The sequence below is a fragment of the Teichococcus wenyumeiae genome (genome assembly GCF_003696345.1).
GTDB lineage: Bacteria > Pseudomonadota > Alphaproteobacteria > Acetobacterales > Acetobacteraceae > Pseudoroseomonas > Pseudoroseomonas wenyumeiae.
In genome coordinates, this window is record NZ_RFLX01000011.1 from 15,282 (window position 1) to 27,731 (window position 12,450).

Here is a 12,450-nt window from a genome sequence, read left to right on the forward strand (position 1 = left end):
CTGCCTTGCTGCCGGGATTGGCGCCAAAAGCCTCATCTATAGGCATATTGTTCTGCCATATGGCCAAAAGCCCGGGTTTTTCTGCTCACGCGGGCTTGAGCCTTAGGGCCTTTTAGGTTTAGGCCCAGCCCGTTCACACCAGCCTACCTCGGCCATGCCCAGTAGGGATGCCGCCGGTCCAGCAAGGGTTCCCTCATGTCACTCTCCCGTCGTCATGCGCTGCAAGCCTTCTCGGCCATCGGCGCGGCTGGCCTCCTGGCGCGCCCCGCCCTGGCGCAGGCCCGGACGCTGACTGTCTCGACCTGGGGCGGCGTGACGGAGGAAGGCCTGAAGGCCTATGTGCAGCCGGAATTCGAGCGGCTGACCGGCGCGAAGCTGGCCTATGACATCGGCGGCCAGGGCGCGCGCTACAACAAGCTGCTGGCACAGCGGGCGAACCCGCCGGCGGATGTCTTCTTCTCCGCCGACGAAGCCGTGGTGGCCGGCCACAAGGCGGGCGTGCTGACCACCGCCAGCCGCAAGAACGTGCCCAATGTCGCCGATGTCGAGGATTGGGCGATGAGCGTGAAGGCCGGCAACACGGCCGAGACTATCCCCGGTGCGCCCTATACCCTCATCTCCTACCTGCTGGGCTACAACCCGGAGAAGGTGAAGGAGCCGGTGACGAGCTGGGCCGACATGTGGCGGCCGGAATTCCGCGGCAAGCTGGCCTTCGCTTCCCCGGTGCATAGCCAGATGCCCGCCTTCGTGATCATGGCGGCGGAGATGGCAGGCGGTTCCATCGACAACGTCGACCCCGGCTTCAAGAAGCTGGCGGAGCTGAAGCCCAACAAGCTGACGGTCTTCTGGACGGACTGGGCGCCGTTGAGCAAGAGCGGCGACGTCACCATGGGTACCGAGTTCGACTATTACCTGGAGACGATGAAGGACCAGAAGTATCCGCTCGAATACGTCATCCCGAAGGAGAAGGGGATCGGCGTCCCGGAATATGTCAGCGTGGTCAAGGGCACAAAGAATCAGGAACTGGCTGAGGTTTTCCTGAACCTGATGCTGGACCCGAAGGTGCAGGCCGCCTTCGCCGCCAGCACCTATTCCGGCACCACCAACCGCAAGGCGGAGCTGCCGGAGGCCGTGCGCAACCGCTGCGCCTGTGGCGCCCGCGTGGACCAGCTGCGCTTCTTCGACCCCGAGGTCTTCGCCGCGCGCCGCGCCCTCTGGACCGAGCGGATGAACCTGGAAGTCGTGCCGAACTGGCAGGCCCGCTGAGCATCGGAACCGCCGGGGAGGCACTGCGCTGCTTCCCCGGCCATGGATAGATCACAGTGTTCTTTCAAATGTCTCGCTGGGGTGGTGGCCGATGAGTGCCGCGCGGACCCTGGACTGGCTGCTGTTGCTGCCCAGCCTCCTGCTGCTGGCTTTGCTGATGGGCCTGCCGCTGGCCGCCATGCTGGCCACCAGCCTGCAGCCCAATGTGCTGTTGAGCTTCACTGGCCCGGCGCTCGACAACTACAGCTATCTTCTCTCCCGCGGCTATTACCTGCAGGTGATCTGGCGCACGCTGCGCATGGCGGGCGAGACGACGCTCTTCGCCATCCCGCTCGGCTATCTCGCCGCCATGCTGCTGCGGAACCTGTCAGGCCGCGCCGGCAACCTCGCCATCATGGGCCTGACCTTCCCGATTCTGGCCGGGCCGCTGACGGTGGTGCTGGGCTGGATGGCCCTGCTGGCCGATGGCGGGCCCTTCCTCGGCCCGCTGGTGGAGGCGGGGCTCATCTCGCCTCCGCGCCTGCTGGGTTCCGAGGCTGGCGTGGTCATCAGCCTGGTGCAGTTCGTGCTGCCCTTCACGGTACTGACGCTCTACACCGGGCTGCGGCAGATCCAGCCGCAGATGCATGAGGCGGCGCAAAGCCTCGGCGCCAGCGGCACCGCGCGCTTCCTGCACGTGACGCTGCCGCTCAGCCTGCCTTCGGTGCTTTCCGCCACCATCATCACCTTTTCCCTGGCCGCCAGCAGCTTCATCTCGCCGCATTACCTCGGCGGGGCGGGGCAGCTGACGCTGACCACATTGGTCTCGCAATTCATCATGGCCACGTTCAACGCGGAACTCGCCGCCGCCGCCGCCGGATTGCTGCTGCTGCTGATGCTGGCCAGCGTGGTGGTCATCACCGCCGTCATCGGGCGCTTCGTGCGGCCATGAAGATGTTCGGAAAACTGGCGGGCGGGCTCTACCTCGTCCTGCTCTACCTCTTCGTGGCGGGGCCGCTGCTCTTTGTTATCGCCACCTCCTTCAACCCGGCCACCAGCTTCCCCGCGCGCTTCGAGGGGCTGACGCTCTCCTGGTACGCCGCCATCCTGCAACGGCCGGAATTCCTCTCCGCCGCCGGCACCAGCGCCCTGGTGGCGGCGCTGGCCTCCACCGTCGCGGTGCTGGTGGCCTTCCTGGCGGCCTATGCGCTCAGCCGCCGTAGTGGCGGCGCTGGCGGGCGCGGCGCCATGGCGACGCTGCTGGCCAGCCCGCTGCTGGTGCCGCAGGTGGTGATCAGCCTCGCCATCCTGCAGCTGGCCAGCGCCTGGGGCGTCGGCACCGGCTTCTGGGGCCTGGTGGCGGCGCATGCCGTCTATGTCATGCCCTTCGCGCTGCGGCTGATCCTGACAGGCCTCGCGCGCTTCGACTTCGCGGTGGAGGAAGCCAGCCGCAGCCTGGGCGGCGGCTGGCTGGCCACCTGGCGGGAGGTGACGCTGCCGTTGCTGCGGCCCAGCCTCGTTGCCGGCTTCACCTTCTGCTTCATCCTGTCCTTCGTGAACCTGCCGCTCTCACTCTTTCTCACCGGGCCGGACACGGCGACGCTGCCGATCGTGATGTTCGCCTATATCGAATCCCGGATCGACCCGATGATCGCCGCCGTCGCCTCGCTGATCGTGCTGGCCGCCGGTACCGCCACCATCCTGCTGGACCGCTTCCTGCACGTGCGGCTTGTGGACTGAACCATGCCCGAACTCGTCCTCTCCCACGTCACGCGCCGCTTCAGCGGGCATACCGCCGTGGATGACCTCTCCCTCACGGTGCGCGACGGCGAATTCGTCTGCCTGCTCGGCCCTTCCGGCTGCGGCAAGACCACCACGCTGCGCATCATCGCCGGCTTCGAGCATGCCGATGCCGGCCGGCTGACGCTGGATGGCGCCGATATCACCCGGCTTCCGCCGGAAAAACGCGAGATCGGCGTGGTCTTCCAGAGCTACGCGCTGTTTCCGCACAAGACGGTGGCCGAGAATATCGGCTTCGGCCTGAAGATGCGCGGCCGCCCCAAGGGCGAGATCGCGAAGGCGGTGGAGGAAGCGCTCGCGCTGGTGCGGCTGGACGGGCTGGGCGGGCGCTACCCGCGCGCGCTCTCCGGCGGACAGCAGCAGCGCGTGGCGCTGGCCCGCGCCCTGGCCATCCGCCCGCGCCTGCTGCTGATGGACGAGCCCCTGTCCAACCTCGATGCCCAGTTGCGGGAAGAGATGCGGGTGGAGATCCGCCGCATCCAGCAGAGCCTCGGCATCACCGCCGTGCTGGTGACGCACGACCAGTCCGAGGCCCTGGCCATGGCCGACCGCGTGGCGGTAATGGCCAAGGGGCGGTTGCAGCAGATGGCGGCCCCGGCCGAGATCTACGAGGCCCCGGCGACCGCCTTCGTCGGCGGCTTCATCGGCCAGGTGAATGCGCTGGAAGGGCGCGTGGAAAGCGATGGCCTGCTGGTGCTGCCGAATGGCACGCGGCTGGCCGGGCAGGGGGCAGGGCTGCTGCCCGGCGCCGCCGCCCGCGCCATGGTGAAGCAGGAACGCCTTTCGCTCTCCCGCGCCGAGCCGGCGGCGATGCCGAACCGCTTCCCCTGCCGGGTGGCGGAGCGCATCTATCTCGGTGGCAGCATCGCCTATCGCTGCGAGGCCGCGGGCCTGTCGCTGACTGCGCTGCTGCCCAATCATCCGCTGTTTGAACAATTCGTGCCCGGCGATGAAGGCTGGATCGGCTGGTCCGCCGCCGACTGCGCCTTCTTCCCCCTCTGACCGGAACTTGCCTGCCATGAACACGACGCGACGCCAGGGGCAGATGAAGCTCGGCGCCTTCTTCCACCCCACCGGCCACCATGTCGCCGCCTGGCTGCACCCGGATGCGCAGATCGACGCCGGCACCAACTTCCGCCACTACGCGCGGATGACGCAGGTGGCGGAGCGGGCGAAGTTCGACCTGGTCTTCCTGGCCGATTCTGCCGCGACGCGCGGCGGCAACATGAAGGCGCTGCGCCGCTGGCCGCAGTACATGGCCTATTTCGAGCCGACGACGCTGCTTTCCGGCCTCGCCGCGCTGACGGAGAAGATCGGCCTCGTCGCCACGGCGACGACCAGCTTCAATGAGCCCTATAATCTCGCCCGCCGCTATGCCTCGCTGGACCATATCAGCGGCGGCCGCGCGGGCTGGAATGTCGTCACCTCCTCCAACAAGGCGGAGCCCTACAACTACGGGCAGGACAAGCTGCCGGCGCATGGCGACCGCTACGGCCGCGCCCGTGAATTCGTCGAGGTGGTGAAGGGCCTCTGGGATAGCTGGGAGGACGATGCCTTCCTGCGGGACCGGGAACAGGCGCTCTATTTCGACCCCGACAAGCTGCACACGCTGGACCATCACGGCCAGTATTTCGACGTGCGCGGCCCGCTGAACGTGGCGCGCCCGCCGCAGGGCTATCCGGTACTGGTGCAGGCCGGCGCCTCGGATGCCGGGCGGGATTTCGCGGCCGAGGCGGCCGAGATCGTCTTCACCGCGCAGACGGAGCTGGCCCAGGCCAAGGCCTTCCATGACGACATGAAGGGCCGCATGGCGCGCTTCGGCCGCGCCCCGGACCAGTTGAAGATCATGCCGGGCCTGAACCCCATCATCGGCCGCACGGAGGAGGAGGCGCGGGAGAAGCACGCCTTCCTGCAATCCCTGATCCACCCCGATGTGGGGCGGGAGCTGCTGTCGCCGGAACTCGGCGGCGTGGACCTTTCGGAAGTGCCGGTGGACGAGGTTCTGCCGGAGAACCTGATCGACGACAGCGTGGACAGCAGCAAGAGCACCTTCCAGCGCGTGGCCGACATGGCACGGAAAGAAAAGCTGACGGTGCGCCAGATGTACGAGCGCTATGGCGGCGCCCGCGGCCAGCGCACCGTGATCGGCACGCCCACACAGATCGCCGACCAGATGGAGGAATGGTTCCTGGCCGGGGCGGTGGATGGCTTCCTGATCCAGCCCGCCGTGCTGCCCACCGGCCTGGACGAATTCGCCGAGACGGTGATCCCCGAGCTGCAGCGCCGCGGCCTGTTCCGCACCGAATACGAAGGCAGCACCCTGCGGGAGAATCTCGGCCTGCACCGGCCGGTGGGGCGCTACGCCAGCCAGGGCTAGCGCCACGCTTGTTCTCATTGTGTTCGACGTGCTAGGATCGGCTCTCCTCCCAGGAGCATTCCGATGAGCCGATCCTCGCGGCGCCAGCCTTCCGCGCCAGCCAGCCGTGGCGCGGCCATTGACCCGCGCAAGGCGGCCCTGAGCCGGATCGCCGAACTGATTGCGCGCGGCTACGACGCCAGCCGTCTGCGGCGGGAAGCCGAGGCGGTGATCGCCAGCCTCAGCGGCACCATGGACAGCAACGAACTTCGCGACGTGCTGGACGAGGTGCGGGAACAGCTGGAAGCCGGCGTGGAAGCGGCGGAAGAGCAGGCCAGCGAGATCGATAGCGACGACAAGGTCTCGACACGCAACGTCCAGCGCATGGTCGGAGCCATGACGGCGGCGCGGGACGCTTTCGGCAGGGCCGCCAGCGCCCTCTGACGGCAGGCCCCGAAGGCGGGCGGAAAGCGGCGGGATGCGGCGGCCGTGAGGCTGGCGGCGGGATCATGCAGAAAGCTCCGATCCCCGCGTCACTTTTCGGCGGAAGCTGCGTTAAGCAGCCACCACCTTACCGGGACCTGTACCATGGGAATCATCATCACCATCATCATCGGCTTCGTGGCCGGGCTTATTGCGAAGTTTCTCATGCCGGGCCGTGATCCTGGCGGCTTCATTATCACCACCCTTCTGGGCATCGTCGGTGCCGTGGTCGCCACCTATCTGGGCCAGGCTCTCGGCTGGTATCGGGCGGACCAGGGGGCCGGCTTCATCGGTGCTGTTGTCGGCGCCGTCATCCTCCTGGCGATCTATCGGATGGTGATCCGCCGCCGCACGCCCTGATCCGGGCACGGCCTTTTTTCTGACGTGCTGACCAGTGCCGCGGCATCACCTGCCGCGGCCTGTTGCCATGTGCGTCGCTGCCTCCGCGGCGGATGATCCCTGCATCCATGGCAGGGCTGCGCCGCGAATAGTTAGTTTGCTAATCAATCAATCCGATCCTAACTGACGCCGCATGCATCCCGGCTCATGCGTCCCGGCCGCCACGCTCCGGCGGGGCCTTATCCTACCTGACCCGTTTCCAGGCGCGCCCCCATCCGCCATTGCCGTGTCACGGCAGGGTCAGGCGCGCCTACGACGCCCTGGTTGCGAACTCATGCCTGAGCCGCGCGTTCTGCCGCAGATCGGGCGGGCACCATGCCCCCGCCATGCCGGGAGCCCAGGTTCATGAGCGCCACGCAGCAGAGCGCTCCGGCGGCAAGGCCTGCCACCAGCAATACCGCCGGGGTCACGCTCGCCGAGGTTGGCCGCCGGCTCCGCCCGCGCCTGCCGGTGCTGCCGGTGGGGTGGGGGCAGGTCTTTCGGACGCTGCTGGCCTTCACGATCGCCCTCTACGCCGCTTATGCGCTGGAGTTGGACAGCCCTTCCTCGGCGGGCATGACGGTTCTGATCGTGGCCGGCGCCTCTCGCGGCGCGGTGCTGTCCAAGAGCCTTTACCGTGCGCTTGGTACGGTGGTGGGTGCTGGCGTCTCGGTGGCGCTGGTGGCCTGGTTCGCCCAGGCGCCCTGGCTCTTCATCATCGGCTTCGCCATCTGGCTGGGGCTCTGCACCTTCCTGGCCTCGCTGCTGCGCTACTTCCGCAGCTATGGCGCGGTGCTGGCGGGCTATACCATCGCCCTTGTCGCCCTGGCGGCGGTGCAGGACCCGGAGAATGTCTTCCACCTGGCCATGGCGCGCATCGCGGTGGTCAGCCTGGGCGTCTTTGTCACCGCGCTGGTCTTCCTGGCGACGGACCGTGGCCCTGGTGCCGGGCAGGTGGCGGCCGGCATCACCCGGCTGGTGGCGGCGGTTGGCGGGCTGACCCGGCAGGCGCTGGAGCAGGGCGATGTCGCCGCCCTGCGGGCGACGCGCAGCAGGGTGGCGGGCGAGCTGACGGCGCTGGACCAGACGGTGGAATTCGTCTCGGTCGAGGATACCGGCTTCGGCCGTCATGCCGATGCCATCCGCCTGGCCGTCGCCGAACTTTTCGCCATGCTGACGGCGGGGCAGCGCACCGGGCGGCTGCTGGCCAGCCCGGCCCTGGCGCATGACCCACGCATCCCGGCGATGCGGCTGCGCCTGATGGACCTGGCCACCCGCATGGAGGCCCTGGCCCCCGGCACCGGCTTCGACGACCTCCACCGCGATGCCCGCGCCGCTCAGGCCGAGGCCGCGCAGGCCACCGGGGCGTGCCGCGACCTCGCCGTGCTGGCGGCTTTAGAGCGCGCCGATGCCATGCTGCGCCAGATGGTGCGCATCCTGGATGCCCTGGCGGACCTGCGGGAGGACCGACCAAGCAGCCCGGCCCTACGCCTGCGGGTCTATTCCAACCCCGTCACCGCCGCCCGCAACGGCACCCGCGCCGCGCTGGCGGTCTTTCTCGGCGGTGCCTTCTGGCTGGTCAGCGGCTGGTCCGCCGGCGCCAATATCCTGACCATGCTGGGGCCAATGTGCGCGCTGCTGGCCACCACGGACAGCGCCGCCGCCGCCAGCATCGGCTTCTTCAAGGGGCTTTGCCTCGCCGTGCCCACCGGCCTCTTCGTCGGCTACGCGCTGCTGCCGATGATGAACAGCTTCCCGCTGCTGCTGGTCTGTACGCTGCCCTTCCTGCTGGTGGCCATCCGCCTGGCGCAGCAGCCGAGGTTCATGGGCATCGCCACCGCCTTCCAGATCTTCTTCATGGCCACCATCTCGCCCGGCAATCCCATGAGCTACCATCTCGCCACCGCCCTGGATGGCGCCTTCGCCAACCTGATCGGCGGCGCCTGCGGCGTGCTGGCCTTCCGCGTGCTGCTGCCGCCGGACCCGGTGGCCGAAGCGCGGGTGCTGCAGCGGTCCCTGGTCAAGGCGGTGCGCCGCGTGGCCCTGAAGCCGCTGATGCCCTGGCTGGTCTGGGAACATCTGCAGCACCAGAAGCTGGTGCGCCTGTCCCGCCGCCTGGCCGCTATCGCCCCGTCGCGGCGCGGCGACGCCATCAGCGACGGCGGTGCGGCGGTGCTGATCGGCCGCGCGCTGATCCGCGCGCGGCTCATCGCCATGCGGCCGGACATGCCGCCCGCGGGCGCTGCCCTGGTCGCCCGCGGCGTCGGTGCCTTCCGCCAACTGCGCGAGGCGCCGGAGGCTGTCGCCGCCGAGGCCCGCCGCGCCGCCGCCGATCTTGCGGCGCTGGAGGAGGCCAACCCCAGCACCTTACACGCCGCCGCCATGCTGCATGAGGCGGCCTCCATCCTGGCGGAACGCCCGCATTTCTTCCTGCGCGGCCATGACTGGCTGGCCGAACGCCCCGCGCCGCCAGCCGCCGCCAGCGCGGGAGCGCCCGCCTGATGCTCTCCGAGATCAACATCGCCGGTGTCTACCTGGCGCCCATCGTGGTCGAGGGGCTGGTGGGGCTGGCGATCTTCCTGATCTGCCGCTTCCTGCTGGGCCGGTTGGGGCTGCTGCACCGGCTCTGGCACCCCGCGCTCTTTGAGGTCGCCCTGTTCCTCTCGATCGTCTCCCTGCTCGTCCTGCTCCGGTAGAACCCCCACGATGCGCTTCCTTCAATCCTCCCTCCGCGTCCTTGTCACCCTGGCGGCCGTGGCCATCGCCGCCGTGCTGGTGGTGGCACTCTGGCGCTCCTACATGCTGGCGCCCTGGACGCGGGACGGGCGTGTGCAGGCGCAGGTCGTCAATGTCGCACCCGAGGTGGCTGGGACGGTGGTGCGGGTCCCGGTGCGGGACAACCAGTTCATCCAGCGCGGCGAGGTGCTCTTCGAGATCGACCCCGTCCGGTTCCGCCTGGCGGTGGAGCAGGCTGAGGCGCAGGTGGAGGGCGCGCGCAACCAGCTGAACTTCGCGCGCTCCGAATCCCACCGGCAGCAGCAGTTGCGCGTCTATGCCTCCGAGGAAGCGCGGGAGAGGGCGGAGAATGCCGTGCAGGTGGCAGCCGCCAGCCTGGACCAGGCGCAGGCGGCGCTGGACCTCGCCAAGCTCAACCTCGCGCGGTCCCGTGTCGTGGCGCCGGTGAACGGCTATGTCACCCATCTGCGCCTGCAGGCTGGCAGCTATGTCGCCGCCGGGGCGCCGCAGATCGCCATCGTGGATTCCGATTCCTTCTGGATCGAAGGATATTTCGAGGAAACCAAGCTGGCCCAGGTGAAGCCCGGCGACCCCGCGCGCGTCCGGCTGATGGGCTATGACGTGCCGCTGCAAGGCGAGGTGGAAGGCATCGCGAGGGGCATCAGCGACGCCAATGATGTCAGCAACAACCGTGGCCTGCCAGCGGTGAACCCCGTCTTCACATGGGTCCGTCTGGCGCAGCGCATCCCGGTGCGGGTGGCCATCCGGGAAGTGCCGCCGGAGGTGACGCTGGTGGTGGGCATGACCGCTTCCGTGGCCGTGGGGCCGGAGAGCGAAAAGCCGGCGGGCCTCGGCGGGCAGATGCTGGAATGGCTGCGTGACCGGTTGTGACGCACAACTGTCACACTCTCGAATCCCGCGCGTTCCTTGCTATATGTGACGGCAATAAGACTGAATAACGAGAGCGGAAATGGCACGGCCGCGCGAGTTCGACCCAGAGGAAGCCCTGCAGGCTGCACTGATGCAGTTCTGGCAGAAGGGCTATGAGGGCACCAGCATCGCCGATCTGACGGCGGCGATGGGCATCACCAAGCCCAGCCTTTACGCCTGCTTTGGCAACAAGGAAGAACTCTTCCGCAAGGCGCTGGACAGCTACGAGGCGCGCTACCGCGCCATATCCGATGCCGCCCTGGCCGAGCCCGATACACGCAGGGCGGTGGAGCGGCTGTTGCAGGGTTATGCCGACCTGCTGACCCGCCAGGGCATGCCGCATGGCTGCCTGGGCCTGAACGGCGCCATCGCCTGCTCTCCGGACAGCGAGTCGGTGCGGCAGGAACTGATCCACCGCCGCCTGGAGGCCGAGGCCGTGGTGGCACGGCGGCTGGAGCGGGCGCGGGAGGAAGGCGACCTTCCCGCCGATGCCAGCCCTGATGCCCTGGCGCGCTACCTGATGGCGGTGGCCATGGGCCTGGCCGTGCAGGCCAAGGCGGGCGCGACGCGGGAGATGCTGGGCGAGGTGGTGGAACTCACCATGGCCGGTTGGCCCGGCGGTACCCGGCGCCGCCCGGCCGAGGCACTGGCGTCGGCAGAGGCCTGACGCCCTTCACGCCTCGGCGGCGGGAAGGGCCATGGCCAGCAATGCGTCGCTGCTGCGTTCCAGCACCCTGGCAGCCTCTTCATTGCCCAGATAGGGCGCGGCGGAGAAGGCACCCTCCACCAGCAGCAACAGGGTGTCACCCAGCATGGCCGGGTCGGCGGCACCGGCCTCGGCGCAAATCTGCCGCAGGTCTTCACGCGTCTTCAGCTTGTGCGCATCGGCCACCTTGCGGGCGGGGTGTTCTGGGTCCGGGAATTCCGCAATGGCAAGACCTACTGAGCAGCCACGGAAGCCAGGGGTGCGCAGCGCTTCCACCGCCGCAGCGATGCAGGCCGCCGGCCGTTCGCGCGGCGGCACCGCGGGGTCGGAGGCGCGGCTGATCAGGCAGGTCTGATCCTCGCATTCCTCACGCAGGATGGCCGCGATTAGTTCATCCTTGGAAGGATAGGCGCGGTAGAGGCTGATCTTGGTGGTGCCGGCCATGCGGCATAGCTCCTCCACCCCCGTCGCCCGGATGCCCTGTCGGTAGAACAGGTCCTTCGCCACCGTTCTCAGCCTCTGTGCAGCCGGGCTGCGTGGCTTGGTGGTCATGGCATCCGTCACAGGCGCTCTCCCGCTCGTGTTCCCAGGGCCAGGAATGCGGCCCCTTGCAATTATACCGATCGGTATGTATCCCTTGATACGAACCGGTCGGTATCATCCGGCCTCCGGAAATAGACCATGCCCATCTCCTTCCGCAAGACCCTGGCCTCGATGGCCTTCGTCCTCGCCCTGCCAGCCGCCCCCGTGCTGGCCCAACCCGCGCCGCCCACCGTCACCGTCGCCGAGCCGCTGCGCCGCGACATCACGGAATGGGAGGAGCATATCGCCCGGCTGGAACCCTCGGCCCGCGTGGAACTGCGCCCGCGTGTCTCCGGCTTGGTGGAGCAGGTGCATTTCCGTGACGGGCAGGTGGTCCGCGCGGGCGACCTGCTCTTCACCATCGACAAGCGGCCCTTCGAGATCGCGGTGCTCAGTGCCGAGGCGGAACTGGCCCGTGCCCAGGCGCGCCTGGACCTCGCGCGCCAGGACATCCGCCGCACCACGCCGCTGGTGCAGGACCGCATCGCGCCGCAGGCGCAGCTCGACACCCGCCGCGCCGCCGAGCGTGAGGCCGAGGCCCAACTGGCCGATGCCCGCGCCAAGCTGCAGCAAGCGCAGCTGGAACTGACCTGGACCGAGGTGCGCGCGCCGCAGCCCGGCCGGGCCTCCGACCGCCGCGTCGATGCCGGCAACCTGGTGCAGGCCAGCACGACGCTGCTGACCACCATCCTGACGCTGGACCCGATCTACGCCACCTTCGACATGAGCGAGGCCGATTACCTGCGCCTCGCCCGTGACGGCGGCGCCCGTGCGGGGGCCGAGGCGCCCGATATCCGCCTGAAGCTGGCCGATGAGGCTGGCTGGGACCGCCAGGGCAAGCTGAACTTCCTGGACACCGAGCTGCGTGCCCGCTCCGGCACCATCCGCGCCCGGGCGCTGCTGCCCAATCAGGATCTGTTCCTGACGCCCGGCGTCTTTGCCCGCCTGCGCCTGCCGGTGGGGCAGGGTGAGACGCTGCTGATACCCGATGCCGCCATCGCCGCCGATCAGGCCGCCCGCGTGGTCATGACCGTCTCCGCCGATGGCACGGTGGTGGCCAAGCCGGTGACGCTGGGCCCCATCGTGGATGGGCTGCGCGTGGTGCGCAGCGGCCTTTCGCCCAAGGACCAGGTGATCGTCGCCGGGCTGCATCTCGCCCGCCCGGGCACGCGCGTGACGGCGGAGGCACAGCCCCCCGGCCGCCTCGCCCAGGCACAATGAAGGAGCGGGTGCC

At 68.8% G+C, this 12,450-nt stretch carries 13 protein-coding genes; 12 read left to right on the forward strand and 1 reads right to left on the reverse strand.

Translation table 11 applies throughout. The features are described 5' to 3' along the window. The first annotated feature begins 195 nt into the window (after positions 1-195). The 11 genes from EBE87_RS15080 (at position 196) to EBE87_RS15130 (ending at position 10,595) form a co-directional block, all read left to right on the forward strand. Entirely contained in the window at positions 196-1,266 is a 1,071-nt protein-coding gene (locus EBE87_RS15080) for an ABC transporter substrate-binding protein (RefSeq protein ID WP_120638694.1), read from the forward strand. Positions 1,267-1,357: 91 nt separating this feature from the next. Then, entirely contained in the window at positions 1,358-2,197 is an 840-nt protein-coding gene (locus EBE87_RS15085; protein WP_120638695.1) for an ABC transporter permease, read from the forward strand. Then, complete coding sequence (locus tag EBE87_RS15090) at positions 2,194-2,985, forward strand: ABC transporter permease (RefSeq protein ID WP_120638696.1); 792 nt, start codon at positions 2,194-2,196, stop codon at positions 2,983-2,985. Before EBE87_RS15085 ends, EBE87_RS15090 begins: the two co-directional genes overlap by 4 nt. Before the next feature lie 3 nt (positions 2,986-2,988). Further along, positions 2,989-4,047, forward strand: coding sequence for an ABC transporter ATP-binding protein (locus tag EBE87_RS15095; RefSeq protein WP_120638697.1), 1,059 nt, complete (start codon positions 2,989-2,991; stop codon positions 4,045-4,047). Between the two features lie 16 nt (positions 4,048-4,063). Beyond that, positions 4,064-5,422, forward strand: coding sequence for an LLM class flavin-dependent oxidoreductase (locus EBE87_RS15100; RefSeq protein ID WP_120638698.1), 1,359 nt, complete (start codon positions 4,064-4,066; stop codon positions 5,420-5,422). 63 nt (positions 5,423-5,485) lie between these two features. Further along, the gene (locus EBE87_RS15105; protein ID WP_120638699.1) at positions 5,486-5,845 is read left to right on the forward strand and encodes a hypothetical protein; all 360 of its coding nucleotides are present in this window, start codon (positions 5,486-5,488) and stop codon (positions 5,843-5,845) included. 144 nt (positions 5,846-5,989) lie between these two features. Then, entirely contained in the window at positions 5,990-6,244 is a 255-nt protein-coding gene (locus tag EBE87_RS15110; protein ID WP_120638700.1) for a GlsB/YeaQ/YmgE family stress response membrane protein, read from the forward strand. Positions 6,245-6,628: 384 nt separating this feature from the next. After that, on the forward strand, positions 6,629-8,764 hold the full coding sequence (locus tag EBE87_RS15115; protein ID WP_158611652.1) for an FUSC family protein: 2,136 nt from the start codon (positions 6,629-6,631) through the stop codon (positions 8,762-8,764). Continuing rightward, positions 8,764-8,958: a DUF1656 domain-containing protein gene (locus EBE87_RS15120; protein ID WP_120638761.1), complete on the forward strand. Its 195-nt coding sequence runs from the start codon at positions 8,764-8,766 to the stop codon at positions 8,956-8,958. The genes EBE87_RS15115 and EBE87_RS15120 overlap by 1 nt, the downstream gene beginning before the upstream one ends. Before the next feature lie 10 nt (positions 8,959-8,968). Next, positions 8,969-9,889 (forward strand): efflux RND transporter periplasmic adaptor subunit, encoded by a 921-nt coding sequence (locus EBE87_RS15125; RefSeq protein ID WP_120638760.1) that lies wholly within the window; start codon positions 8,969-8,971, stop codon positions 9,887-9,889. 79 nt (positions 9,890-9,968) lie between these two features. Further along, positions 9,969-10,595 (forward strand): TetR/AcrR family transcriptional regulator, encoded by a 627-nt coding sequence (locus tag EBE87_RS15130; RefSeq protein WP_120638759.1) that lies wholly within the window; start codon positions 9,969-9,971, stop codon positions 10,593-10,595. A 6-nt stretch (positions 10,596-10,601) separates the two neighbouring features. Here EBE87_RS15130 and EBE87_RS15135 read toward each other — a convergent pair whose 3' ends face one another. Continuing rightward, complete coding sequence (locus tag EBE87_RS15135; RefSeq protein ID WP_233553253.1) at positions 10,602-11,141, reverse strand: TetR/AcrR family transcriptional regulator; 540 nt, start codon at positions 11,139-11,141, stop codon at positions 10,602-10,604. A 174-nt stretch (positions 11,142-11,315) separates the two neighbouring features. Here EBE87_RS15135 and EBE87_RS15140 point away from each other — a divergent pair, with 174 nt between their 5' ends. Then, positions 11,316-12,437: an efflux RND transporter periplasmic adaptor subunit gene (locus EBE87_RS15140; RefSeq protein ID WP_120638757.1), complete on the forward strand. Its 1,122-nt coding sequence runs from the start codon at positions 11,316-11,318 to the stop codon at positions 12,435-12,437. Positions 12,438-12,450: the final 13 nt, after the last annotated feature.